Origin of the sequence: Actinomycetospora atypica (assembly GCF_042653685.1) — a bacterium.
Classification (GTDB): Bacteria; Actinomycetota; Actinomycetes; order Mycobacteriales; family Pseudonocardiaceae; genus Actinomycetospora; species Actinomycetospora atypica.
In genome coordinates, this window is record NZ_JBHSIV010000003.1 from 90,270 (window position 1) to 114,826 (window position 24,557).

Genomic DNA, 24,557 nt, shown 5'->3' on the forward strand with positions numbered 1-24,557 from the left:
CCACCGGGATCGTCAGGAGGGGTGATCGCCGCCGGTCAGCCGGTCGACCTCCCTGAGCAGGTCTGAGACCTGCCGGACGACGCTGAACCTCTCCCGCGCGTAGGCGGCCGCCCCCGGGCCCCTCGCCTGCTTCCAGCCCTCGTCGAGCGCCCGGTCGATCGCGGCGACGAGCGAGTCGGCGAGCGCGGCGTGGTCGTCGGTCTCGGGCACGAGCACGCCGACCTCGTCGGTGACGAAGTCGCGCGGGCCGCCCGAGTCGGCGCCGATCACGGGGGTGCCGCAGGCCATGCACTCGAGGAACACCAGGCCGAACGGCTCGCGGTAGGACGGGAAGACGCCGACGTCGGCGACCGCGAAGATCGTCGCGAGCTCCTCCTGCTGGCGCGGGCCGAGGAAGTAGGTGCGCTCGAGGTCGAGTTCGGCGGCGAGGGCGTGCATCGCGCGCTGCTGCTCGAGCGGCCCCGACCCGGCGACGAGCGTGACGATGCGGCGGTCCTCCTTCTCGTACACCGCGGCCGCGCGGAGCAGGGTGTCGAGGCGCTTCCAGTCGGCGAACTTGCCGCAGAAGGCGACGACCGCGTCGATCCCTCCCTCCGGGGTCACGGGCACGCCCTCGCCGTCGGGCGGCATCGTCGTGAAGCCCCGCAGGACCGACTCGCGGTCCGCGTACAGCTCGGGGGCCTCCTGGAAGACGCGGTCGTTGTAGCCGTTGTGCGAGAGCACGACGCGGTCGCGCGGGAACTCGGGGAAGACCGCCTCGAGGGCGTCGATCTGCTCGCTGGAGATGGAGGCGACGACGTCGACGCCGTGGTCGGGGTCGGCGTAGTCGAAGATCTTCTCTTCCTGCATGAACGGCAGGAAGCGGTAGGGGAACTCGTCCTGGTCGTCGCCGGCCTGCTCGCGCGCGAACATCTTGAGCTCGGTGCCGTGGGCGAACGCGAGCAGCGGCATGCGCGGCAGGCCCCGGTCGACGCGCGCCCGGATGACGTCGCGCATCACCACGGTGTTCATGAAGGCGTGGTGGGCGATCGCGAGGGTGAAGGTGTCGCCGGTCGACTCCTCGACCTCGTCGATGAACGCCGTGACCTCGCGGGTGAGCCGGGCGCGGTAGGCGTCGACCTCGTCGGGGTCCATGGCGTGCCAGCGGTAGCTCGAGACGGGGGAGATCGACTCGCAGATGGGGATGTCGTGGTCGAGCTCGAACACCCGCACGTCGTCGGAGCGGAACCGCTGGGTCCGCGACGGGAACATCGAGTAGCAGCGCACGCCCTCGAGGTCGTTGTACGCGCGGTGGTGGGCCTCGTGGAGGATCCCCGAGCCGGGGGCGAACTCCCCGTTCCGCTGCCAGTTGTTGGTGCCGAGCTGGAAGATCAACCGGTCGCCCATGGCGTGATCCTAGGGCCGCCGACCTCGGGCGACCCCCGCTACGTCGACGCGCGCTCCCGGCTGGCGCCGTGCTGGGTCACCCGTCCCGACGAGCCGCCGTACCAGTCCACGCAGAACACGGTGGCGTCGTCGCGGAGGTTGCCGCCGCACACCCGCAGGACGGCCGCGCCGAGCGCGTGCACGACCTCGCGGGGGTGCAGGTGCGCGGTGTCCCGGAGCGTCCGGTGAACGTCCAGCTCGGCCGCGTGGCGCTCGAGCATGCCGTCGGTGACGAACACGATGCGGTCGCCGGGCTCGAGCGCGAGCGGCTGCACCTCGAACGTCCGGCCGGGCTCGAGGCCGAAGGGCCGGTCGATCCCGAGCTCGATCTCCTCGACCCGGCCGTCGCGCAGGCGCAGCGGGTTGGGGTGACCCGCGTTGACGATCTCCGCGGTCCGGTGGTCGAGGTCGATCCGGACGACCTGCCCCGTGACGAACGCGCCGGCCGACGAGTACTCGGCGAGCTGGTCGTTCGCGGTGACGACCTGCGAGTGCAGGTCCTGCCCGCGCCGCCGCGCGTTGCGCAGGGCGCCGACGAGGACCGTGGCCAGCATCGCCGCCTCGACGTCGTGGCCGGTGGCGTCGGTGATCGACAGGTGCAGGGTGCCGCGGTCGAGCGCGTAGTCGAAGGTGTCGCCGCCGACCGTGCTGGCGGGCTCGAGCCAGCCGGCGAAGGTGAACTGCCCCGCCTCGCAGGTGAACGCGGGCGGCAGGAGCCGCCGCTGGATCTCGGCGGAGAGCGACAGCGCCGTGGTGCGCTGGCCCCACTCGAAGAGGTCGGTGTAGCGCCGGTTCACGACGACGACGTGGCCGAGCAGGTGTCCGACGGCTGCGATGTCGTCGATCTGCTCGGGGGTCGGGGGCGCGGTCAGGACGAGGTCCATGGCGCCGATGACGTCGCCGCGGACGGTGACGGGCGCGGTCACCCGGGTCCCGCCGTCGTCGAGCTCGTGCACCGCCACCTGCTGGCGGCGCAGCACCTCCTCGTACAGGGTGCCCGCCACCGACACCGACTCGGCGGTCTCGGTGCCCTGCGTCCGCCCACCCGTCCCGTTCCGCGTGCGTCCGAGCCGGACGAGGCCGCGCCCGCTGTAGTCGGCGATGAGGAGGTCGACGTCGCGCGCCCCCAGCCTCGCGGCGAGCTCGTCGGCGGCCACGTCGATCGCGTCGACCGGCGAGACCGCCTCGACCCGCTCGAGCAGCGCCGACAGCTCCGAGGCCCGCAGGTCCGTGTCCGGCATGGGGGTGAGCATAGAGATCGCCCGCTCACGGCCGGTCACGGCGAGCCGCAGGGCGGTACTACGGTCGCGTGATGGCGGCGTCCCGGTGAGCGCACGGTTCGAGGAGCTCGACTGGCGACCGACGGCCATGGGGGAGCTCGTGCTGCGCCGCCGGCGGACCCCGTCGTCCGACGTGGACGTCTACGAGGTGAAGCTCGGCGACGAGTTCCTGATGTCGAGCATGTTCACCGTCGCCGAGGTGGAGATGGCCCGCCTCGCGCTGCGGGAGGTGTCGGGCACCGACCTCGACGTGCTCGTGGGCGGGCTCGGGCTCGGCTACACGGCGCGGACGGTCCTCGAGGACCCGCGCGTGGGCCGCCTCACCGTGGTCGAGGCGCTCGCCGAGGTGATCGACTGGCACCGGCGGGGCCTCGTGCCGGCCTCGACCTCGGAGTCCTCCGACGGGCGGTGCACGCTGCACCACGGCGACCTCTTCGCGATGCTCCGGGCCGACGACCCGTTCGGCGGCCGCCGCTTCGACGCCTTCGTCGTCGACATCGACCACTCGCCGCGGCACGTCCTCGCGCCCGGCCACGCCGACTTCTACACCCCGTCCGGGACGGCTCGGCTCGCCGCGCACCTGAGCCCGGGCGGGGTGTTCGCGCTGTGGTCGAACGACCCGCCCGACGAGGCGTACACCGCGGTCCTGGCGGAGGTATTCGCCACCGCCGTGGCCGAGGTCGTCCGCTTCCCCAACCCGCTGCAGGGCCGCGAGGCGACCAACACGGTCTACGTCGCGACGACGCCGGGCTAGGTCGCCGGGAGGGGGGCCGCGCCGCGGGCGGCGAGCAGCTGGGTCATCGTCGTCACCTCGGCCGTCTGGGACGTCGTCATCGAGCGGGCCAGGGCCGTCACCACGGGGACCTGCCCCTGCGCGGCCTCGGTCTGCATCATCGACACCCCGCCCTGGTGGTGGCGGAGCATGAGCTGCAGGAAGGCGACGTCGAGGGCCTGGCCCGACGAGGCCCGGAACCGCTGGAGATCGGCCTCGGAGGCCATCCCCGGCATCGTCGTCATGGGCATCCCCATCCAGCCCATGAACTGCCCGGGAGCCGTCTCGGTGGGCTGCTGCCAGAGCTGCAGCCAGCCCTGCATCATCCCGAGCTGCTGGGTCTGCGAGGACTCGATGTCGAACGCGAGCTGGCGCAGCGCCGGGTCGGTGGTGTTCGACCGCTCCCACACCGCCATCTGGATCGCCTGGCGGTGGTGCACGCTCATGTCCTGCAGGAACCCGACGTCGATCGCGCCGGCCGGCGGCCCGTACGACGGGGCCGTGCGCTGCCCGACGAGCGCGCCGGCGAGACCGCCGACCAGCAGCAGGATCAGCACGGCCACCGCGGCGACGACGACCTTCGCCCAGCCGTGGGAGGCCGACCACCAGCCGCCGCCCCCGTCGTCGTGGTCGTCCTCGACGTCCGGGGGCTCGGGCGGGGAGGTCACCGACGACGCGGTCACCCGGCACCGCCCGTGGCGCCGGCGCCCGACGTCCCCTGGTAGTCCATCGGCAGCGCGTTCGGGGGGTAGGGCGGCGGGTCGAACCGCGGCGGGTCGGCCGGGTCGAAGGCGCCCGCGCCGAGGGCGTCGCAGCTGGCGCCGACCTCGGGGAAGACGCCGAAGGGGTTGCCCTTGAGCGAGGTGACGAACTGGTCGAGCCGCGGGTCGGTGGGGTCGGTCAGCTTGAGCTGGTGGCCCCACGACTGCAGCGAGATCGGCTGGTCGAGCCCCGGGTACGGCGAGATCATCATCTGGTTCTGGCCGCTGACCTTGGCGGTCAGGGTGTCGAGCGCGGCCCCGGAGACGCGGGCCGGGTCGTAGGCGATCCAGACGGCCCCGTGCTCGAGCGCGTGCACCATGTTCTCGTTGCGGACCGGCTGCGGGTAGACCTGCCCGTTGCACGCCGCCCAGTAGCCGTCGTGCGGCCCGCCGAACGGGGGCAGCCGGTCGTAGGCCACCCGCTGCTCGGGGAGCACGTGGTGCTGGCCCTCGTAGGCCGCGGTGACGATCCCCGGGATCGCGAGCGACGGATCGCGGTTGTCCTCGCTGGGACGCCACGGGCTGATCTGGGACGACCGGTCGAACAGGAAGAAGCCGATCCCGCCGACCAGGGCGAGGATCACGACGAGCGACCCGATCAGCAGCCAGGGCACCTGACGGTTCTTCGGGGCCGCCCGGCCCGCCGAGGTGGTCCGCTTCCGTGCACCGGCCACGGGGTTCTTGCCCCGTTGCGGAGGACGGGCGCCCTTGCCACGCTGGGATGTCCCGGTGGAGCGTCCACTCGCCATGGCCCGATTCTAGGGATGAGCTGTGTGTGAGGTCCGCCTACCCGGGGTGATCGCGAACCACCTCGTCCCGGGTGTCGGTGGTGCTCCCTAGACTCGGATGACGTGACCCCCGCTGCGCTCGCCGACCTGCTGCACGCCGTCGCCGTCGACGTGCTCACCGAGCGCGGGCTCGACACGTCGTCGCTGCCCGACGAGGTCACGGTCGAGCGGCCCCGCAACCCCGAGCACGGCGACTACGCCACCAACCTCGCGATGCGCAGCGCCAAGAAGGCGGGCGTGAAGCCGGCCGACCTCGCGGGCTGGCTGGCGACGGCGCTGGAGACCACGCCGAGCATCCGCACCGCCGAGGTCGCGGGTCCCGGATTCCTCAACCTGCGCCTCGCCGCCGACGCCCAGGCCGGGATCGTCAGCGAGATCCTGGAGAAGGGCGCCGCCTACGGGCACACCGACGCCTTCACCGGGCTCGCCGTGAACCTCGAGTTCGTCTCCGCGAACCCCACGGGCCCGATCCACCTCGGGGGCACGCGGTGGGCCGCGGTGGGCGACGCGCTCGGGCGCGTGCTCGAGGCGCAGGGCGCGGCGGTGACGCGGGAGTACTACGTCAACGACGCCGGCGCGCAGATCGACCGGTTCGCCGAGTCGCTGATCGCCGCCGCCGAGGGCCGCCCGGTCCCCGAGAACGGCTACGGCGGCGCGTACGTGGCGGAGGTGGCCGCGAAGGTCGTCGGGACGGAGCCCGGCCTGCTCGAGCAGCCGGAGGCCGAGAAGCTCGCCGCGTTCAAGCGGATCGGCGTCGAGGTGATGCTCGACGAGATGCGGAGCTCGCTCGAGTCGTTCGGCACGCACTTCGACGTCTGGTCCTCCGAGCAGGCCCTGCACAGCTCGGGCGCGGTCGAGTCGTCGGTGCAGAAGCTCAAGGACGACGACGCGCTGTACTTCGCCGAGGGCGCCTGGTGGCTGCGCTCCACCGACCACGGCGACGACAAGGACCGCGTCGTCATCAAGTCCGACGGGCGCCCCGCCTACATCGCGGGCGACATCGCCTACTACCGCGACAAGCGGTCCCGGGGCGCCGACCTCGCGATCTACATGCTCGGCGCCGACCACCACGGCTACATCCACCGGCTCAAGGCGGTCGCGGCCGCGTTCGGCGACTCGCCCGACACGGTCGAGGTGCTCATCGGCCAGCTGGTCAACCTGATCCGCGACGGCGAGCCCGTGAAGATGTCCAAGCGCGCGGGCACGATCATCACGCTCGAGGACCTCGTCGACGCCGTGGGCGTCGACGCCGCGCGCTACACGCTGACCCGCTCGAGCGTCGACCAGGTGCTCGACATCGACCTCGACCTGATCAGCCGGCGCACCAACGAGAACCCCGTGTTCTACGTGCAGTACGCCCACGCCCGGCTCTCGGCGCTGGCCCGCAACGGCGCCGACCTGGGGGTCTCCGCCGCCGACCCCGATCTCGCGCTGCTCACCGAGCCCCGCGAGGGCGACCTGATCCGCACGCTCGGCGAGTACCCGCGGGTGCTCACCTCGGCGGCGCAGCTGCGCGAGCCGCACCGCGTCGCCCGGTACCTCGAGGACCTCGCCGGCACCTACCACCGCTTCTACGACACCTGCCGGGTGCTGCCCCAGGGCGACGAGGCCCCGGGTCCCCTCCACACGGCGCGCCTCGCCCTCTGCGACGCCACCCGCACGGTCCTCGCCTCGGGCCTCGGCCTGCTCGGTGTCTCCGCCCCGGAACGGATGTAGACCCATGACCCGCGCCCACCCCGCCGGGCCCCGGCACTCCGACGTCCTGCCCGCCCACGAGGCGGCCGGGCCCGTCCCCGTCGGCAGCACCGAGCTCGACGCGCTGCCCGCCGCCGTGTGGCCCCGCCACGCCGCCCGGCACGACGACGGCGTCGTCCGGCTCGCCGGGATCGACGTCCGCGAGCTCGCCGAACGGCACGGCACGCCCCTGTTCGTCGTCGACGAGGCCGACTTCCGGTCCCGCTGCCGCGACCACGCCGAGGCCTTCGGCGACCCCGCGCTCGTCCACTACGCCTCGAAGGCGTTCCTGTGCACCGAGGTGGCCCGCTGGGTCGCCGACGAGGGCCTCGGGCTCGACGTGTGCAGCGAGGGCGAGCTCGCCACCGCCGTGCGCGCCGGCTTCCCGGGCGGGCGCATCGCGATGCACGGCAACAACAAGTCGGTCGCCGAGCTGTCGGCGGCCCTCGACGCGGGCGTCGGCAAGATCGTGGTCGACTCGTTCGCCGAGATCGCGCGCCTGGACGACCTCGCGCGTCGTCGGGACGTCACCGCCGACGTGATGGTCCGCGTGACCGTGGGGGTCGAGGCGCACACCCACGAGTTCATCGCCACGGCGCACGAGGACCAGAAGTTCGGGTTCTCCCTCGCGGGCGGCGACGCGGCCGAGGCCGTCCGGCGGGTGCTGAAGTCGCGCGGGCTGCGCCTGGTCGGCCTGCACTCCCACATCGGCTCCCAGATCTTCGACTCCGGCGGCTTCGAGCTGGCCGCGCGCCGGGTGGTGGGCCTGCTCGCCGAGGTGCGCGCCGAGCACGGCGACCTCGCCGAGACCGCGAGCGGCCTGATCGACCTCGGCGGCGGGATGGGCATCGCCTACACCGCCGCCGACCAGCCCCGCTCGGCCTCCTGGCTCGCCGGGGAGCTGCACGCGATCGTGCGCCGCGAGTGCGAGCGGGCCGGCATCCCGGTGCCGCGGATCGCCGTCGAGCCCGGGCGGGCCATCGCCGGGCCCGGCACGGTCACGCTCTACACCGTGGGCACGATCAAGGACGTCGAGCTCGGCGGGGGAGCGCGGCGCCGCTACGTCAGCGTCGACGGCGGGATGAGCGACAACATCCGCACGGCGCTCTACGACGCGGCCTACGACTGCCGGCTCGTGTCCCGCTCCGCGGAGGGGTCGCCGGGCGCCACCGACCCGGGCGGCGACCGCCCCACCCTGTGCCGCGTGGTCGGCAAGCACTGCGAGTCGGGCGACGTGGTGGTCCGCGACTGCTGGCTGCCGGCCGACCTCGCCCCGGGCGACCTGCTGGCGGTCGGCGCCACGGGCGCCTACTGCTACGCGATGGCCAGCGCGTACAACAAGGTCCCCCGACCCGCGGTGGTCGCCGTGCGCGACGGCGTCGACCGCACGATGCTGCGCCGCGAGACCCTCGACGACCTGGCGCGCCTGGAGGTGCTGTGAGCAGCCCGATCAGAGTGGCCCTGCTCGGCTGCGGGGTGGTCGGCTCCCAGGTGGTGCGCCTGCTCTCCGACCAGGCCGACGAGCTCGCCGCCCGCGTCGGCGCCCCGCTGGAGCTGGCCGGCATCGCCGTCCGCCGCCCGCAGCGCCACCCCGAGGTCCCCGCCGAGCTGCTGACCACCGACGCGTCCGCGCTGGTGGCACGGCCCGACGTCGACGTCGTCGTCGAGCTCATGGGCGGCATCGACCCGGCGCGTGAGCTGCTGCTCGACGCGCTGAAGAACGGCCGCTCGGTGGTGAGCGCGAACAAGGCGCTGCTGGCCGAGGAGGGCGAGGCGCTGGCGAACGCGGCGCGCGAGTCGGGCGCCGACCTCTACTACGAGGCCTCCGTCGCGGGCGCGATCCCGCTGCTGCGGCCCATCCAGCAGTCCCTGGCCGGCGACCGCATCCGCCGGGTCGCGGGCATCGTCAACGGCACCACCAACTTCATCCTCTCGGCGATGGAGTCCACCGGCGCGGGCTACGCCGACGCGCTCGAGGAGGCCGGCCGGCTGGGCTACGCCGAGGCCGACCCCACGGCCGACGTCGACGGCTACGACGCCGCCTCCAAGGCCGCGATCCTCGCGAGCCTCGCCTTCCACACCCGGGTGACCGCCGCCGACGTCTACCGCGAGGGCATCCGCGACGTCACGGCCACCGACATCGCCTCGGCGCGGGCGCTGGGCTGCAGCGTGAAGCTGCTGGCGATCTGCGAGCAGGTCGAGTCGCCCTCGGGCTCCTCGGTGTCGGCCCGGGTCTACCCGGCGATGATCCCGAAGGCCCACCCCCTGGCGTCGGTGTCGGGCGCGTTCAACGCCGTGTTCGTCGAGGCCGACGCCGCCGGGCCGCTGATGTTCTACGGCCAGGGCGCGGGCGGGCCCCAGACGGCGAGCGCGGTGCTCGGCGACCTCGTCGCCGCGGCCCGCAACAAGGTCATCGGCGGCCGCGGCCCACGCGACTCGGCCTACGCCCACCTGCCGATCCAGCCTATGGGCGACGTCCGCACCCGCTACCACGTCAACGTCGACGTCCACGACCGCGCGGGCGTGCTCGCTGCCGTGGCCACGGTGTTCGCCGAGCACGACGTCTCGATCGCGACGGTGAAGCAGGAGGGCGGTCGGACCTCGGGTCGGGCCGACGGCGGGGATGACGAGGGTCACGGCGCCGCGACGGGCACGGACGCCACACTGGTCGTCGTGACCCACGAGGCCTCCGACGCGGCCCTGCGGGCCACCGTGGAGGCCCTCACGGGACTCGAGGCCGTCCGCGGTGTCGCCAGCATCCTGCGCGTCGAGGACCTCGGCCGCCCCGTGAGCGCCCTCGGAGGAGTCCAGTGACTGCCGGTCGGTCGGTCGTCCCGCGCGTCGAGTGGCCCGGGATCATCCGCGCCTACCGCGACCGGATGCCGCACGTGAAGGACGACTGGGACGTCGTCACCCTGCGCGAGGGCGGGACGCCGCTCCTGCCGGCGCCGCACCTCTCGGCGCTCACCGGGTGCGAGGTCCACCTCAAGATCGAGGGCGCGAACCCGACGGGCTCGTTCAAGGACCGCGGCATGACCGTGGCGATGACCGAGGCCGCCGCGAGCGGGGCGAAGGCCGTCATCTGCGCCTCCACCGGCAACACCTCCGCGTCCGCGGCGGCCTACTCGGCGCGCACCGAGATGACCTGCGCGGTCCTCGTCCCGCGCGGCAAGATCGCGCTGGGCAAGCTGGCGCAGGCCACCGCGCACGGCGCGCTCATCCTGCAGCTCGACGGCAACTTCGACGCCTGCCTCGAGCTCGCCCGCAAGGCCGCCGAGGAGTACCCCATCGCGCTGGTCAACAGCGTGAACCCGGCGCGCATCGAGGGCCAGAAGACCGGCGCGTTCGAGATCTGCGACCAGCTCGACCGGGCGCCCGACCTGCACGTGCTCCCGGTCGGCAACGCCGGCAACATCACCGCCTACTGGCGCGGCTACACCGAGTACCACCGCGACGGCGTCGTCGACACGACGCCGGAGATGCACGGCGTGCAGGCGGCGGGCGCGGCCCCGCTGGTCTCCGGCGCCCCGGTGGCCCAGCCCGAGACCCTCGCGACCGCCATCCGCATCGGCTCGCCGGCCTCCTGGAGCGGCGCGATCGCCGCCCGCGACGAGTCCGGGGGCCGCATCACGGCCGTCGACGACGACGCGATCCTCGACGCCTACCGGCTGCTGGCCTCGCGCGAGGGCGTCTTCGTCGAGCCCGCGTCCGCGGCGTCCGTGGCGGGCCTGCTCGCGCGGGCCGCGGCGGGGGAGCTCACCGCGGGCAGCCTCGTCGTCTGCACCGTCACCGGGCACGGCCTGAAGGACCCGGGCACCGCCCTGGCCGACGTGCCGGAGCCCGTCGTCGTGCCCGAGCGGGTCGACGCGGTGGCCGACGCCCTCGGCCTCGCGTGATGCGGCCCGAGAGGGCCGCGGGGGCCACCGCGCAGGTCCGCGTGCCCGCCACCTCGGCCAACCTCGGTCCGGGGTTCGACTCGCTGGGGCTCGCGCTCGCGGTGCACGACCACGTGCGCCTCACCGAGCTCGACGGCGGGCCCAGCGTGGTCGACGTCCAGGGCGAGGGCGCCGGCCGGGTGCCGCGCGACGAGCGCCACCTGGTGCTGCGGGCCGCGTGCGCCACCTACGAGCTCGCCGGCGTCGACCGTCCGCCCCTGCACCTGGCCTGCGACAACACGATCCCGCACAGCCGGGGCCTCGGGTCCTCGGCGTCCGCGGCCGTCGCGGGCATCGTCGCCGCCTGCGCGCTGCTCGGCCCGGGGAAGGCCCCCGACGAGGCCGCGGTGCTCGACCTCGCCGCCCGCTTCGACGGCCACGCCGACAACGTCGCCGCGTGCCTGCTCGGCGGCCTCGTGGTCACGTGGTGCACCGAGGGGTCCTACCGCGCCGCCCACCTCGAGCCCGACCCGGCCGTGGTCCCCGTCGTGTTCGTCTCCGAGCACTCCAGCTCCACCGAGGCCACCCGCGGCCTGCTGCCCGACCGGGTGCCCCACGGCGACGCCGCGTTCACGGCGTCGCGCGCGGCGCTCGTCGTGCACGCCCTCACCCGGGCCCCCGGCCTGCTGCTGCCCGCCACCGAGGACCGGCTCCACCAGCCCTACCGCCGGCCCGCCTACCCCGCCACCGGCCGGCTCGTCGACGCGCTGCGCGAGGCCGGGATCGCGGCGGTGGTCTCCGGGGCCGGTCCCACGGTGCTGGCGCTGACCACGGGCGACCCGCTGCCCGACGACCTCCCCACCAGCGGTTTCGAGACACTGCAGGTCCCGATCGACACCGACGGCGCCGTCGTCACGGTCTGAGCGGGTCCGGCTCGCACGGAACCACCCTGTTGTTGCCCGCGTGTCCTCGTGGGTCTACTCTCGGCACCGACAGCGACCAGCGTGTGTTCCGCGCCGGTGCCACGTACCCGGGTTCCCCGGGACGGTCTTCCCCCCGCTCCGCTCGGAGCGCTCCCACGTGGGTCGTTGGCTCCTCCATATCGGCAACGTGCCGTGGTCTCGGGACGCCGTTCTTCCCCCAGTCCTCCCGCGTCGGCGGAGACGTTGCCGTGCTCCCGCGCGCGTAACCAGGCGCGCGGACACGTCCGCTGGCCCGGGCACGAGGCTCCCGGCCGGTCAGGAAGGACCTGCGTGACCGAATCCGACGTCATCACCCCGGACGCCGCCCCCGCCAGCTCCGAGCGTCGCCGTCGCGGTGGCGTGTCCGGGATGGTGCTCGCCGAGCTGCGCGAGCTCGCCGTGACGCTGGGCGTCACCGACACCACCGGCATGCGTCGTGGTGACCTCATCAACGAGATCAAGAAGCGCCAGACCGAGGTCGGCGCCGGCGCGGCCCAGCTGCCGCTGGGCGACTCGGCCGCGGCCGACGACGCCGCGGCCACCGCCGAGGCGGCGCCGACCGACACGGCGCCCGACACGGCGCCCGCCGGGTCCGCGCCCGCCGACACGGCTCCGGCCGACTCCGCGCCCGCCGAGGCCGCACCCGTCGAGGCTTCACCCTCCGAGGCCGCCGCCGACGAGAAGCCCGCCCGCCGCCGGGCCAGCCGCCGCCGCGCGACCACGCCCGAGGACACCACTCCCGGGGACACCGCGCCCGAGCCCACCCCGGCCGAGGCCGTCACGGCGACCACCGACGCGCCCGTGGCCGACGCCGACGCCGCGGTCGCGACGCAGGCCGAGGCGGGGGAGGCGACCTCCACCGAGGCCGCGCCCACCGAGGACGCGCCCACCGAGAATGCCGCCCCCGCCCGCCGCTCCCGGCGCAGCGCGCGCCGCGACGCCGGCCCCGGCGCCTCCGACGGCGCCGACACCCGGTCCGAGACCGACGAGGCCCCCGCCGAGGCGCCGACCGAGACGTCCCCGGAGGACGGCGGCCGCCGCGACCGCGGCCAGCAGCAGGACCAGGCCGACTCCGACGACGACGCGGGCCGCGACGGCGACCGCGGCGGTCGCCGCCGTGGCCGCCAGCAGGACCAGGGCCGCCAGCAGCAGGACCAGGGCCAGGGCCGCCAGCGGGACGACCGCCAGCAGGACCAGGGTCAGGGCCGGCAGCGCGACGACCGTCAGCAGGACCAGGGTCAGGGTCGGCAGCGCGACGACCGCCAGCAGGGTCAGCAGCGCGACGACCGCCAGCAGGGCCAGCAGCGGGACGACCGTCAGCAGGGCCCGCGCGACGACCGCCAGCGCGACGACCGCCAGCAGGGGCAGCGCCCCGACGCCAACGCGGCCGGCAACCAGCAGTACGACGACGACGACGAGGACGGCAACGGCCGTCGTCGGGGTCGCCGCTTCCGCGACCGTCGGCGCAACCGCAACGAGCGGGGCCCGGGCGGCCAGGGCGAGGGCCAGCAGCAGGACACCCGCGAGCCGGAGGTCCGGGACGACGACGTCCTGATCCCGGTCGCCGGCATCCTCGACGTGCTCGACAACTACGCGTTCGTCCGCACCTCGGGCTACATGTCCGGGCCGAACGACGTCTACGTGTCGCTCTCGCTGGTCCGCAAGTACGGGCTGCGCCGCGGCGACGCCGTCACCGGGCAGGTCCGCCAGCAGCGCGAGAACGAGCAGAACCGGCAGAAGTTCAACCCGCTGGTCCGCGTCGACTCGATCAACGGTCTCGACCCGGAGCAGGCCAAGCGGCGCCCCGAGTTCACGAAGCTGACGCCGCTCTACCCGAACCAGCGGCTGCGCCTCGAGACCGAGCCGCACCTGATGTCCACCCGCGTGATCGACCTGGTCATGCCGGTCGGCAAGGGGCAGCGCGCCCTGATCGTCTCGCCGCCCAAGGCCGGCAAGACGATGGTGCTGCAGGCGATCGCCAACGCGATCACCACGAACAACCCCGAGGTCCACCTCATGGTCGTGCTCGTCGACGAGCGCCCGGAGGAGGTCACCGACATGCAGCGGACCGTGAAGGGCGAGGTCATCGCCTCGACCTTCGACCGGCCGCCGTCGGACCACACCTCGGTCGCCGAGCTCTCGATCGAGCGGGCGAAGCGCCTCGTCGAGCAGGGTCACGACGTCGTCGTGCTCCTCGACTCGATCACCCGCCTCGGCCGGGCCTACAACCTGGCCGCGCCGGCGTCGGGCCGCATCCTCTCCGGCGGTGTCGACTCGACCGCGCTCTACCCGCCGAAGCGCTTCCTCGGCGCCGCGCGCAACATCGAGGACGGCGGCTCGCTGACGATCTTCGCCACGGCGCTCGTCGAGACCGGGTCGACGATGGACACGGTGATCTTCGAGGAGTTCAAGGGCACGGGGAACGCCGAGCTCAAGCTCGACCGCAAGCTCGCCGACAAGCGCATCTTCCCGGCGATCGACCCCGACGCCTCGTCGACGCGCAAGGAGGACCTGCTCCTCTCGCCCGACGAGATGGCCGTGACGCACAAGCTGCGGCGCGTGCTGGCCGCGCTCGACTCGCAGCAGGCCATCGAGCTGGTGCTCGACCGGCTGCGCAAGACGCGGACCAACATCGAGTTCCTGATGTCGATCGCGAAGACCATGCCGAGCAAGGACGACGAGTAGTCGTTCCCGGCCACGCACGACGACGGGGCCCTGCCGCACCAGCGGCAGGGCCCCGTCGTCGTCGGTGGGGGAGGTGGGTCAGGACCCGACGAGGTTCGCGAAGACCACCGTGTTGTCGAGGTAGGAGCGGGCCGCGGAGTCGAACGGCCCGCCGCAGGTGATCAGCCGGAGCTCGGAGCGCGGCGTCGGACCGTAGACGGCCTGCGACGGGAACGCATTCTTCGGGTAGCTCTGCACCGAGTTGACCTTGTAGACCAGGGTGCGGCCGTCGGCGCGGGTCACCGTGAACTCGTCGAGCGGGCGCAGCTCGGAGAGCCGGTAGAACACCGACGGCCCGTTGGCCGCGGAGTCGATGTGCCCGAGGACCACCGACGGGCCCTCCTGGCCGGGGGTGGCCGAGCCCGTGTACCAGGCCGCCTCGTCGTACCGGGGCCCTGGCGCGGGCACCTCGAGGGTGCCGTCGGGGTTCAGGCCGCTCGCGTTGACCGCGGTGTCGACCCCGATGGCCGGCACGACGAGCCGCGTGGGGGGCGAGGCGGGCAGGTCCACCGGCGCCGGAGCCGGTGCGGCGGCGACGGTCACCGGGGCGCGGTCCACCTGGGCCACCGGGGCCGCGGTGGAGGGGCCGTCGCGCCCGGAGAGGCCGAGGACCAGCAGGACGACGCCGACCACGGCGAGCACCGCGATCGCGGAGAGCAGGGGGACACGGCGCACGGGCGCTCCTTCTTCCGACGCGTCGACGCGGGGACCGCAGTGCGGTCCCCGCGTCGACGACGGGTCGTGATCAGGCGTTGTCGGTGGCCCGACGACGGACGATCACCAGGGCCGCGCCGCCCGCGAGGACGAGCGCGAGGACCCCGCCGCCCACGAGGGTGGCGTCGACGCCCCCGGTGGCGGTGCTGCCGGCACCGGTCTCGGCGCCGCCCTTCGGCATCGAGCCCGGCATCGCCGCGCCGCCGTCGGTGCCCGGCAGGTTCACGACGATCGTCGCGATGCCGACCGTGGTGCCGCCCTTGAGCGCGTCGGTGGAGAACGCCTTGTTCAGCGCGGCCGCGGCGTCGGAGGACAGCCTGACCGTGGTGCCGGTCAGCGTCGCCGTGCCGGCCGACGCGTCGGTGGTGATCGGCTTCAGCGTGGAGCCGTCGAGGTCGAACAGGGTGACCGAGTCGGCGAGGACGTCGTTGCCCGCGAGCACCTTGCCCTTGAGGGTGGCGGGCTGGCCCGGGTCGATGACGAAGTTCTCGAGGGTGACCTTGGTGCTGCCCTTGGTCAGGGACAGGCCCGACCCGTCGTGCATGATCGTCCCCTGCACGTAGGGGGTGACCTCGCCCGGCTTGTAGACCGTGACGTTGCCGCCGGTGATCGGGAACTTCGCGGTCCCGTCGGTCACCGAGCCGTTGCCGGTGGGGGCCGGGGTGACGTCGAGCGACTTCAGGGCGTCGGTGAAGCCGGAGTCCAGCTTCACGGAGGTGCTCTGGCCGGTCAGGCTGGGGATCGTCGCCACGGGCGGGGGACCGGACTGGGCGAGGGCCAGGCCGGAGCCGAGACCGGTCAGGGCCAGGGCGGTCGCGCCCGCCAATGCCATGCTGCGGAGCTTCATGGGGTTCCCCTCAGGGGCTCAGTCCCGGCGACAGCGCCGGAATCACCCCACCATCGGGTGCCGCGGCCGAAGGGTTCGACAGGGTTCCCGACGCCCCACACCGACCTCACACCGGCCGGGAATGGATCGCCCCCGGGGTCGGTTGAGGACACCAGCAGGCGGTCCTGAGAGAATGACCGCCGGCAACCAGAGTCTCCGGTTCACCCCACCAGCACCAGCAGGGGACCCGGCGGCCACGATGAGAGGACCAGCCAGATGAAGACGGGAATCCACCCCGAGTACGTCGACACCGAGGTCAACTGCTCCTGCGGGAACCAGTTCACCACCCGGAGCACCAAGGGCAACGGCTCGATCGTGGTCGAGATCTGCTCCGCCTGCCACCCGTTCTACACGGGCAAGCAGCGCATCATGGACACCGGTGGGCGGATCGCCCGCTTCGAGGCCCGGTACGGCAAGCGCCCCGGCCGCAGCTAGCACCCACGACGCCCGCCCCGCCTGCTCCGCAGGCGGCGGCGGGCGTTCGTGCGTTCTGGGCGAGCGCAGCGACGGGAAGGCTTCGGCCGGATCGGGAGTGGAGAAGACGATGACACAGGTCGCGGGCAGTTCGGTCCGGGCGCTGATCGAGGAGCACGCCGGGCTGGAGGCGCGCCTCGCCGAGCCCGACGTGCACGCCGACCAGGCCGTCGCCCGCCGGCTCGGGCGCCGCTACGCCGAGCTCGCGCCGATCGTCACCACCGCCGGCGAGCTGGAGCGCACCGAGGCCGACCTCGCCGACGCCCAGGAGTTCGCCGGGGAGGACCCGGCGTTCGCGGCCGAGGCCGAGACGCTCCGGACCTCGGCCGAGGCCCTGCGCGCCCGTCTCTCCGAGCTGCTGGTCCCGCGCGACCCGGCCGACGGGAGCGACGTCGTCGTCGAGGTGAAGTCGGGCGAGGGCGGCGAGGAGTCCGCCCTGTTCGCCAACGACCTGCTGCGGATGTACTCCCGCTACGCCGAGCAGCGCGGCTGGCGGGTCGAGGTGCTCTCCGCGACCGAGTCCGACCTCGGCGGCTACAAGGACGTCACCGTCACCGTGTCGGCCCCGGGCACCGACCCGGACGGCGTCTGGGCGTGGCTCAAGTACGAGGGCGGGGTCCACCGCGTGCAGCGGGTGCCGGTCACCGAGTCGCAGGGCCGCATCCACACCTCGGCCGCCGGCGTGCTCGTGTACCCGCAGGCCGAGGAGGCCGCCGACGTCGAGATCGACGACAAGGACCTGCGCGTCGACGTGTTCCGCTCCTCGGGCAAGGGCGGCCAGGGGGTCAACACCACCGACTCCGCCGTGCGCATCACCCACCTGCCCACGGGTGTCGTCGTGAGCTGCCAGAACGAGCGCTCGCAGCTGCAGAACAAGGCGCGCGCGATGGACGTCCTGCGCTCGCGGCTGCAGGCGATGGCCGACGAGCAGCAGGCCGAGCAGGCCTCCGCCGACCGGCGCAGCCAGATCCGCACGGTCGACCGCTCGGAGCGGGTCCGGACCTACAACTACCCGGAGAACCGGATCTCCGACCACCGCATCGGCTATAAGTCCCACGACCTCGACCGGGTCCTCGACGGCGACCTCGGCAACGTCCTCGACGCGCTGCGGACCGCCGACCGGGCCGAGCGGCTGGCCACCGCGGCCCAGGAGGAGGCGCGCTCGTGACGTCGACGAGAGTCCGGGTCGCCGCGGCCGCCGCGCGTCTGGCCGACGCCGGCGTCGCGAGCCCGCGGGTCGACGCCGAGCTGCTGGCCGCCCACGTCCTCGGCGTGCCGCGGACCCGGCTGGTCCTGGCCCCCGACCTCGACGAGGAGTCGTCCCGCTCCTTCGAGGCGCTCGTCGACCGCCGGGCCGCCCGCGAGCCGCTGCAGCACCTCGTGGGCAGCGCCGTGCTGGGGCCGGTGTCGGTGGCCGTCGGGCCCGGCGTGTTCGTGCCGCGCCCCGAGACCGAGCTGCTGCTCACCGAGGCCGTCGCCGCGGTCCGCGGGCTGTCCGCCCCGCGCGTGGTCGACCTGTGCACCGGGTCGGGCGCCCTCGCGCTCGCGATCGCCACGGCGCGCCCCGACGCCGAGGTCCACGCCGTGGAGGCCGACCCCGACGCCGTGGCCTGGGCCCGCCACAACCTCGCCGACTCCGGGGTCCACCTCGCCGAGGCCGACGTGACCGGCTCCGCCACGCTCGCCACCCTCGAGGGCTCCGTCGACCTCGTCGTCGCGAACCCGCCCTACGTCCCCGACGGCACGGCCGTGGGCCCCGAGGTGGGCCACGACCCGGCCCGCGCGGTGTTCGCCGGGCCCGACGGGCTCGCCGTCATCCGCCCGCTCGCCGCCACCGCGGCGCGGCTGCTGCGTGCGGGCGGCCGGGTGGCCGTGGAGCACGACGAGTCGCACCCCGCCGAGGTCCGCGCCCTGCTCGAGGCCGCGGGGTTCGAGGGCGTCAGCACGCGGGCCGACCTCGCCGGACGCCCCAGGGCCGCCGTGGGGACCCGCGCGGAGCAGTAGGTTCCGGGGTCGTGACCACGTACGACTGCCGTGTTCCCGACACCCGCGCCGCCGGCCTCGCCGCCGCGGTCTCGGCCGTCCGCGCCGGGCGGCTGACGGTCGTGCCGACCGACACGAGCTACGGGATCGGCGCCGACGCGTTCGACCAGACCGCGGTCCGGGAGCTCCTCGCCGCGAAGCAGCGCGACTCCGACACGCCGGTCCCGGTCCTCGTCGGGAGCTGGTCGACGATCGACGGGCTCGTCTCCGTCGTCCCGAGCGCCGCCCGCGACCTCGTCGAGGCGTTCTGGCCCGGCGGCCTCTCGCTGGTGCTGCCGCACGCGCCGTCGCTGGCGTGGGATCTGGGCCGCACCCGCGGCACCGTCGTGCTCCGGATGCCGCTGCACCCGGTGGCCCTCGAGCTGCTGCGCGAGTGCGGGCCGATGGCCGTCACCGGGGCGAACACCGCCGGGGGAGCGGTGCCGCACACGTGCGCCGACGCCTACGCCCAGCTCGGCGACGCCGTGGAGGTCTACCTCGACGGCGGGCCGCTGGAGGCCGACGGCGGCTCGACGATCGTCGACCTCACCTCCGGCGAGCCCGTGGTGCGCCGCGAGGGCGCGATCACCACGGCGCAGCTCGCCGAGGTGCTGGGCCGTCAGCCCGCCCTCGCCTGACCGGCTCGTACGATGGAGACCGCGATGAACGAGACCTGGCGAGCGCAGCAACGGGGGCCGACGGAGGTCACGATCACCTCGAACGGTCCCGACGACACGGCACGCGCGGCCGCCGCCCTCGCCCCGCACCTGCGGGCGGGCGACGTCCTGCTGCTGACGGGGGGCCTCGCCGCGGGCAAGACGACGTTCACCTCGGCGCTCGTCGCCGCCCTCGGCTCCACCGCGGCGGTCACCAGCCCGACCTTCTCGCTGGCCAACTTCTACGACACCCCCGGCCCGCGGGTCCTGCACGTCGACACCTACCGGCTCGACGACCTCGCCGAGTTCCGCGACCTCGGCCTCGAGGAGTACCTCGACGAGGTGATCGCCGTGATCGAGTGGGGCGGGCTGGTCGACGGCGAGTTCGACGAGCCGCTGCGCATCGCGTTCGCCGGGGACGGGACCGCGCGCGAGATCACGCTGCGCGGCGCCGACCGGTGGGCCCCCGTGCTCGAGGCGCTGCGCGCGGAGGTGGCGGCGTGACCGTCACCCTCGCCGTCGAGACCTCCTCGCGCACCTACGGCGCGGCGCTGATCTCCGACGGGACCGTCCTCGCGCAGGCCTCCGCCGACCGCTCCGAGCCCGGCTTCGTCGACGTCGGCGTCCTCGCGGGCTCGGTCGTCGCCGAGGCCGGCCGCACCGTGGCCGACGTCGACCGTCTGGCCGTCGACGTGGGTCCCGGCAACCTCGCCTCGGTCCGCGCCGGGATCGCCTACGTCAACGCCGTCGCCTTCGCCCGAGCGATTCCCGTGGTACCGCTCGACTCGCTCGCGCTGCTCGGCGGCCCCGGCACGCTGGCCCTGCGCCTGGCCGGCGGCTCCCTGGTGTACGCGTCCCTGACCAGGGCCGACGGCCGGGTCGTCACCCGCCTCGGCGACCTCGCGCTCGTCGTCAAGGAGCTCTTCCTTCCCGACGATGCCGCGGTGCAGGTCGTGGAGGAACAGTCGCTCCGGGCACGGTCCCGTCCCGACGATCCCCCGGTGCGGGTCGCCGGGGCACGGCGCCCCCAGGCGATCGCCCTGCTCGCCGAGCTCGGGGTCGACGCGACCGACTCCGGCGTCGACGCCCCCGGGATCGACGCGCTGGTCGAGGCCCTGCGGACCGGGCAGCACGACGAGCCCGTGGTCAGCGCCGCGCCGCTGACCGAGGCGAGCGTCCGGTTCCGCGGCGACGAGTGGGCGGCCGCGCGCGAGGCGCTGCTGCACGGCGGGGTCGCCCTGCTGCCCACCGACACCGTGTACGGCCTGGCCGTCCACCCCCGGCGCCCCGAGGCGATCGACGCGCTCTTCGCGCTGAAGGACCGGCCCCGCACCCGGCACCTGCCGATCATGGTCGCGACGCCCGACGAACTGCCCTCGCTGGGCGTGCAGGTGCCCGACACCGCCCGCCGCCTGCTCGGCACGTTCTCGCCCGGCCCGCTGACCGTGGCGCTCGGCATCGACGACACCGCGCCCTCCTGGCTCGCCGGGCGCGACGAGGTCGGCGTGCGGGTGCCGTCCGACCCCGACCTGCGGGCCCTGCTGTCCGACGTCGGCGCCCTGCTCGTGACCAGCGCGAACGCCCACGGCGAGCCGACCGCGCAGGCGCCCGGGCCGATCCTCGCCCAGCTCGCCGGCCGGCCCGACGCCGTGGTCGACGGCGGCGAGCGCTCCGGCGTGCCGTCGACGGTGGTCAACTGCCACGTCGACCCGCCGCGTGTCGAGCGCGAGGGTGCGATACCGAATGCCGAGATCGAGAGGGTGCTCAGGGCGAGCGGAGCGACGGGAAGGACGGACGCCGGTGGCTGACCTGATGCTGGGCATCGAGACCTCGTGCGACGACACCGGGGTGGCGATCGTGCGCCCCGACGGCACGGTGGTGAGCGCGGCCGTGGCGTCGCAGGTCGAGCTGCACGACCGCTACGGCGGCGTCTACCCCGAGATGGCCAGCCGCGCGCACGTCGACGCGATCCTGCCGACGGTGCGCAAGGTGCTCGACGACGCGGGGCTCACGCCGGCCGACCTCACCGCGATCGGGGTGACGCGCGGGCCGGGACTGATCGGCAGCCTCGTCGTCGGGACGAACACCGCGCTGGGCCTCGGCGACGGGTGGGGCCTGCCGGTCTACGGCGTGAACCACCTGCGCGGGCACCTGCGCAGCGCCGACCTCGACGAGCGCCGCGTGGAGTACCCGGCGATGGTGCTGCTGGTCAGCGGGGGGCACACGCTGCTGGCGCACGTCGAGGAGTCGGGCGACGTGACCCTCGTCGGGTCGACGCGCGACGACTCGGTGGGGGAGGCCTACGACAAGGTCGCCCGCATGCTCGGCCTCGGCTACCCGGGCGGGCCGGCGATCGACCGGCTCGCGAAGACCGGCACCGCCGACGTCCCGTTCCCGCGCCCGGCGAAGGACCTCGACCTCGACTTCTCCTTCTCCGGGCTCAAGTCGAGCGTCTCGCGGTTCCTCGCCGCGAACCCCGACCACCCCCCGGAGGACGTGGCCGCCTCGTTCGTCGCGGCGTGCCTCGACGTGCTGCTGACCAAGTGCCGCAAGGCCCTCGAGCGGCACCCGAGCCGCTGCCTCGTCGTCGTGGGCGGGGTGGCGGCGAGCCCGCAGCTGCGGGCCGGCGCGCAGGAGCTGTGCGAGTCGGCGGGCGTGACGCTCTGCCTGCCGCCGCTGCGCTGGTCGACCGACAACGGCGCGATGATCGGGCTCGCGGCCTGGGACTACGTCGAGCGCGGTCTCGACGCGCGTCCGAAGCCCGACACGTCACTGACCATCGCGGACTGGTAGCCCGGACCCTGATCGCGCCGGTGGACGCCGGTGCAGCCCGAGGAACGAAGGCTGACCCAGCTCCACCTCGGCGCGGCAACTCTGTGGTGGCCCGCACAATCCGCCCGACCGGGAACCGCGGGCCCGGGTAACGTCGGGTACCGGTTCCGGATCGACGCCGTCGTCCCACTCCGGGGACGCCGCCCGTGCGGTCCACCCCGACCAGAGTGAGGTACATGCACGTGGCTAGCAGCGAGCACTTCTGGGGCCCCGACTTCGAGGCCCTCTCCGCCGTCGACCCCGAGATCGCGCAGGTCCTCGACGACGAACTGGCTCGGCTCCGCGGCGGTCTCCAGCTCATCGCGAGCGAGAACCTGACCAGCCCGGCGGTGCTCGCCGCGCTCGGCTCGACGCTGTCGAACAAGTACGCCGAGGGCTACCCCGGACGGCGCTACTACGGCGGCTGCGAGGTCGTCGACCGCGCCGAGGAGATCGCCATCGACCGGGCGAAGGCCCTGTTCGGCGCCGAGCACGCCAACCTGCAGCCGCACTCCGGCGCCAACGCGAACCTCGCGGTCTACGCGGCGTTCTGCCAGCCCGGCGACAAGGTGCTGGCGATGTCGCTGCCGCACGGCGGGCACCTCACGCACGGCGCGAAGGTCAGCTTCTCCGGCAAGTGGTTCGAGCCGGTGCCGTACCACGTGCGCGAGTCCGACGGCCTCATCGACTACGACGAGGTCCGCTCGCTCGCCCTCGAGCACCGCCCGAAGATGATCGTCGCGGGGGCCACCGCCTACCCGCGCCTGATCGACTTCGCGAAGTTCCGCGAGATCGCCGACGAGATCGGCGCCATCCTCTGGGTCGACGCCGCGCACTTCATCGGCCTCGTCGCCGGCAAGGCGATCCCCAGCCCGGTGCCCTACGCCGACGTCGTCACCTTCACCACGCACAAGGTCCTGCGCGGGCCGCGCGGCGGCATGCTCGTCTCCAAGGCCGAGCACGCGAAGGCGCTCGACAAGGCCGTCTTCCCGTTCCTGCAGGGCGGGCCGCTGATGCACGCCGTCGCCGGCAAGGCCGTGGCGCTGGCCGAGGCGGCGACGCCGGAGTACCAGGAGTACGCGCGCACCGTCATCGCCAACGCGCAGGCCCTCACCGAGGGCCTCGTCGAGCACGGCATGCGGGCCGTCTCGGGCGGCACCGACACGCACCTCGCGCTGATCGACCTGCAGCCCCTCGGGGTCACGGGCAAGGAGGCCGAGGCCCGCACCGGGCTCGCCGGGATCACGCTGAACAAGAACGCGATCCCGTACGACCCGCAGCCCCCGATGGTGGCCTCCGGCATCCGCGTGGGGTCGCCGTCGATCACCACCCAGGGCATGACGACCGCCGAGATGCCGGAGGTCGCGCGGCTCATCGCCGCCGCGGTCACGGCCGACGAGACCACCGAGGACGGCAAGCGCACGCTCGCCGACACGCGTGACGAGGTGTCGTCGCTGGTGGGGCGCTTCCCGGCCTACCCGCGCGGCTGACCTACTCTGGGCGGGTGGACCCGACGCCACCGTTCGCGCCGCAGGGGCTGCCGATCCGGGAGTACCTCCTGGTGGCGCTCTGCGCGGCGGTGGTGACGTTCCTGACGACCGGCGTGGTCCGGCGTCTCGCGATCCGCGCCGGGGCCATCGCGGTCCCGCGCGGTCGCGACGTCCACACCGTGCCCGTCCCGCGCCTCGGCGGGGTCGCCATGTACATCGGCGTCCTCGCCGGGGTGTTCGTGGCCTCGCAGCTGCCGGTCCTGCGCCGGGCCTTCGACTACTCGTCCGAGACGCGCGCGGTGATCGTCGCCGGCGGGCTGATCTGCCTGGTCGGCGCGCTCGACGACCGCTTCGGCATCGACGCGCTCACGAAGCTCGCCGGGCAGGCGACCTCGGCGGGCGTGATGGTCCTGCTGGGTGTGCAGTGGCTGATCCTGCCGATCCCCGACGGCGGGTCGGGGACGCTGCTGATCCTGGGGCCCGACCAGGGCGTCATCCTCACGGTGTTCCTCACCGTGGTGCTGGTGAACGCGGTGAACTTCGTCGACGGGCTCGACGGGCTGGCCGCCGGGGTGGGCCTGATCGCCTCGGTCGCGGTGCTCGCCTACTCGCTCGGGCTGCTCGACCAGCGCGACGGCGACGTCACCGCCTACCCGCCGGCGCTGATCGCGGCCGTGCTCGCCGGCGCGTGCGCCGGCTTCCTGCCGCACAACTTCCAGCCGGCCCGCATCTTCATGGGCGACTCGGGCTCGATGCTCATCGGCCTGATGCTCGCCGCGGCCACCACCACCGCGTCGGGCCGCATCACCTACTCCGACTCCGCCCCGCGCAACGCCGTCGCCCTGCTCGCCCCGATCGTCGTCGTGGCGGCGGTCGTGCTGGTGCCGCTGCTCGACCTCCTGCTCGCGGTGGTGCGCCGCACCCGCGCCGGCCGCAGCCCCTTCGCGCCGGACAAGATGCACCTGCACCACCGGCTGCTCGAGATCGGGCACTCGCAGCGGCGCGCGGTCCTGCTCATCTACCTGTGGGCCGGTGTCTTCGCGTTCGGCGCGGTGGCGCTCGCCCTCATCACCGACGTCCTGCTCGTGGCGTGGCTCGTCGCCGTCGGTCTGCTGGTCGCCGTGCTCGCCTCGGCGATCCCGCGGCTCCGCCGGTCGCGCCAGGCCTGAGTACCCCGACCCCT

Annotated in this window: 22 protein-coding genes; 16 read left to right on the top strand and 6 right to left on the bottom strand. The window is 74.2% G+C overall.

The window, feature by feature from the left end:
• Positions 1–12 precede the first annotated feature (12 nt).
• The gene (locus ACFPBZ_RS03680; protein ID WP_378034646.1) at positions 13–1,386 is read right to left on the bottom strand and encodes a glycosyltransferase; all 1,374 of its coding nucleotides are present in this window, start codon (positions 1,384–1,386) and stop codon (positions 13–15) included.
• A gap of 38 nt (positions 1,387–1,424) precedes the next feature.
• Positions 1,425–2,666, bottom strand: coding sequence for a PP2C family protein-serine/threonine phosphatase (locus ACFPBZ_RS03685; RefSeq protein ID WP_378034647.1), 1,242 nt, complete (start codon positions 2,664–2,666; stop codon positions 1,425–1,427).
• An 85-nt stretch (positions 2,667–2,751) separates the two neighbouring features.
• Between ACFPBZ_RS03685 and ACFPBZ_RS03690 the strand changes: the two genes are divergently transcribed.
• On the top strand, positions 2,752–3,459 hold the full coding sequence (locus ACFPBZ_RS03690; protein ID WP_378034648.1) for a spermine/spermidine synthase domain-containing protein: 708 nt from the start codon (positions 2,752–2,754) through the stop codon (positions 3,457–3,459).
• On the opposite strand, the gene ACFPBZ_RS03695 is transcribed toward ACFPBZ_RS03690, so the two are convergent.
• Together ACFPBZ_RS03695 and ACFPBZ_RS03700 are read right to left on the bottom strand one after the other, a co-directional pair.
• A complete protein-coding gene (locus ACFPBZ_RS03695) occupies positions 3,456–4,160 on the bottom strand; it encodes a DUF305 domain-containing protein (protein WP_378034649.1) in 705 nt (234 codons plus the stop codon). The two genes, ACFPBZ_RS03690 and ACFPBZ_RS03695, sit on opposite strands and share 4 nt — an antisense overlap.
• On the bottom strand, positions 4,157–4,912 hold the full coding sequence (locus ACFPBZ_RS03700) for a DUF3105 domain-containing protein (protein ID WP_378034650.1): 756 nt from the start codon (positions 4,910–4,912) through the stop codon (positions 4,157–4,159). Before ACFPBZ_RS03700 ends, ACFPBZ_RS03695 begins: the two co-directional genes overlap by 4 nt.
• Positions 4,913–5,089: 177 nt before the next feature.
• On the opposite strand from ACFPBZ_RS03700, the gene argS reads away from it, so the two are divergent.
• The 6 genes from argS (at position 5,090) to rho (ending at position 14,282) form a co-directional block, all read left to right on the top strand.
• Entirely contained in the window at positions 5,090–6,742 is a 1,653-nt protein-coding gene (gene argS, locus ACFPBZ_RS03705) for an arginine--tRNA ligase (RefSeq protein ID WP_378034651.1), read from the top strand.
• Between the two features lie 4 nt (positions 6,743–6,746).
• On the top strand, positions 6,747–8,201 hold the full coding sequence (gene lysA, locus ACFPBZ_RS03710; protein WP_378034652.1) for a diaminopimelate decarboxylase: 1,455 nt from the start codon (positions 6,747–6,749) through the stop codon (positions 8,199–8,201).
• A complete protein-coding gene (locus ACFPBZ_RS03715; RefSeq protein ID WP_378034653.1) occupies positions 8,198–9,574 on the top strand; it encodes a homoserine dehydrogenase in 1,377 nt (458 codons plus the stop codon). The genes lysA and ACFPBZ_RS03715 overlap by 4 nt, the downstream gene beginning before the upstream one ends.
• Positions 9,575–9,639: 65 nt before the next feature.
• Positions 9,640–10,656 carry a threonine synthase gene (thrC, locus tag ACFPBZ_RS03720; protein ID WP_378034835.1) on the top strand — a complete coding sequence of 339 codons (1,017 nt, stop codon included), beginning with the start codon at positions 9,640–9,642 and terminating at the stop codon, positions 10,654–10,656.
• Entirely contained in the window at positions 10,656–11,558 is a 903-nt protein-coding gene (thrB, locus tag ACFPBZ_RS03725; RefSeq protein ID WP_378034654.1) for a homoserine kinase, read from the top strand. Before thrC ends, thrB begins: the two co-directional genes overlap by 1 nt.
• A gap of 408 nt (positions 11,559–11,966) precedes the next feature.
• Positions 11,967–14,282, top strand: coding sequence for a transcription termination factor Rho (gene rho / locus ACFPBZ_RS03730; protein WP_378034836.1), 2,316 nt, complete (start codon positions 11,967–11,969; stop codon positions 14,280–14,282).
• A gap of 78 nt (positions 14,283–14,360) precedes the next feature.
• Here rho and ACFPBZ_RS03735 read toward each other — a convergent pair whose 3' ends face one another.
• Positions 14,361–14,996, bottom strand: coding sequence for a class F sortase (locus ACFPBZ_RS03735; protein ID WP_378034655.1), 636 nt, complete (start codon positions 14,994–14,996; stop codon positions 14,361–14,363).
• 70 nt (positions 14,997–15,066) lie between these two features.
• Entirely contained in the window at positions 15,067–15,882 is an 816-nt protein-coding gene (locus ACFPBZ_RS03740) for a hypothetical protein (RefSeq protein WP_378034656.1), read from the bottom strand.
• Between the two features lie 255 nt (positions 15,883–16,137).
• On the opposite strand from ACFPBZ_RS03740, the gene rpmE reads away from it, so the two are divergent.
• The 9 genes from rpmE (at position 16,138) to ACFPBZ_RS03785 (ending at position 24,543) form a co-directional block, all read left to right on the top strand.
• Positions 16,138–16,356: a 50S ribosomal protein L31 gene (rpmE, locus tag ACFPBZ_RS03745; protein ID WP_378034657.1), complete on the top strand. Its 219-nt coding sequence runs from the start codon at positions 16,138–16,140 to the stop codon at positions 16,354–16,356.
• A gap of 109 nt (positions 16,357–16,465) precedes the next feature.
• Positions 16,466–17,563: a peptide chain release factor 1 gene (gene prfA, locus ACFPBZ_RS03750; protein WP_378034658.1), complete on the top strand. Its 1,098-nt coding sequence runs from the start codon at positions 16,466–16,468 to the stop codon at positions 17,561–17,563.
• Entirely contained in the window at positions 17,560–18,399 is an 840-nt protein-coding gene (prmC, locus tag ACFPBZ_RS03755) for a peptide chain release factor N(5)-glutamine methyltransferase (RefSeq protein WP_378034659.1), read from the top strand. Before prfA ends, prmC begins: the two co-directional genes overlap by 4 nt.
• Before the next feature lie 11 nt (positions 18,400–18,410).
• On the top strand, positions 18,411–19,055 hold the full coding sequence (locus ACFPBZ_RS03760; RefSeq protein ID WP_378034660.1) for an L-threonylcarbamoyladenylate synthase: 645 nt from the start codon (positions 18,411–18,413) through the stop codon (positions 19,053–19,055).
• Between the two features lie 24 nt (positions 19,056–19,079).
• Positions 19,080–19,577, top strand: a complete 498-nt coding sequence (tsaE, locus tag ACFPBZ_RS03765) for a tRNA (adenosine(37)-N6)-threonylcarbamoyltransferase complex ATPase subunit type 1 TsaE (RefSeq protein WP_378034661.1) — start codon at positions 19,080–19,082, stop codon at positions 19,575–19,577.
• The gene (locus ACFPBZ_RS03770) at positions 19,574–20,881 is read left to right on the top strand and encodes an L-threonylcarbamoyladenylate synthase (RefSeq protein ID WP_378034662.1); all 1,308 of its coding nucleotides are present in this window, start codon (positions 19,574–19,576) and stop codon (positions 20,879–20,881) included. Before tsaE ends, ACFPBZ_RS03770 begins: the two co-directional genes overlap by 4 nt.
• A complete protein-coding gene (tsaD, locus tag ACFPBZ_RS03775; protein ID WP_378034663.1) occupies positions 20,874–21,866 on the top strand; it encodes a tRNA (adenosine(37)-N6)-threonylcarbamoyltransferase complex transferase subunit TsaD in 993 nt (330 codons plus the stop codon). The genes ACFPBZ_RS03770 and tsaD overlap by 8 nt, the downstream gene beginning before the upstream one ends.
• A 215-nt stretch (positions 21,867–22,081) precedes the next feature.
• Complete coding sequence (locus ACFPBZ_RS03780) at positions 22,082–23,374, top strand: serine hydroxymethyltransferase (protein WP_378034664.1); 1,293 nt, start codon at positions 22,082–22,084, stop codon at positions 23,372–23,374.
• Positions 23,375–23,388: 14 nt separating this feature from the next.
• Positions 23,389–24,543, top strand: a complete 1,155-nt coding sequence (locus ACFPBZ_RS03785; RefSeq protein ID WP_378034665.1) for a glycosyltransferase family 4 protein — start codon at positions 23,389–23,391, stop codon at positions 24,541–24,543.
• Positions 24,544–24,557: the final 14 nt, after the last annotated feature.

What these genes read in the sequence shown, in the direction of transcription:
- ACFPBZ_RS03680 (WP_378034646.1), bottom strand. Translation starts at nt 1,386, where the DNA reads ATGGGCGACCGGTTGATCTTCCAGCTCGGCACCAACAACTGGCAGCGG.
- ACFPBZ_RS03685 (WP_378034647.1), bottom strand. Translation starts at nt 2,666, where the DNA reads ATGCCGGACACGGACCTGCGGGCCTCGGAGCTGTCGGCGCTGCTCGAG.
- lysA (WP_378034652.1), top strand. Translation starts at nt 6,747, where the DNA reads ATGACCCGCGCCCACCCCGCCGGGCCCCGGCACTCCGACGTCCTGCCC.
- thrC (WP_378034835.1), top strand. Translation starts at nt 9,640, where the DNA reads ATGCCGCACGTGAAGGACGACTGGGACGTCGTCACCCTGCGCGAGGGC.
- thrB (WP_378034654.1), top strand. Translation starts at nt 10,656, where the DNA reads ATGCGGCCCGAGAGGGCCGCGGGGGCCACCGCGCAGGTCCGCGTGCCC.
- rho (WP_378034836.1), top strand. Translation starts at nt 11,967, where the DNA reads ATGGTGCTCGCCGAGCTGCGCGAGCTCGCCGTGACGCTGGGCGTCACC.
- ACFPBZ_RS03740 (WP_378034656.1), bottom strand. Translation starts at nt 15,882, where the DNA reads ATGAAGCTCCGCAGCATGGCATTGGCGGGCGCGACCGCCCTGGCCCTG.
- rpmE (WP_378034657.1), top strand. Translation starts at nt 16,138, where the DNA reads ATGAAGACGGGAATCCACCCCGAGTACGTCGACACCGAGGTCAACTGC.
- prfA (WP_378034658.1), top strand. Translation starts at nt 16,466, where the DNA reads ATGACACAGGTCGCGGGCAGTTCGGTCCGGGCGCTGATCGAGGAGCAC.
- tsaE (WP_378034661.1), top strand. Translation starts at nt 19,080, where the DNA reads ATGAACGAGACCTGGCGAGCGCAGCAACGGGGGCCGACGGAGGTCACG.
- ACFPBZ_RS03780 (WP_378034664.1), top strand. Translation starts at nt 22,082, where the DNA reads ATGCACGTGGCTAGCAGCGAGCACTTCTGGGGCCCCGACTTCGAGGCC.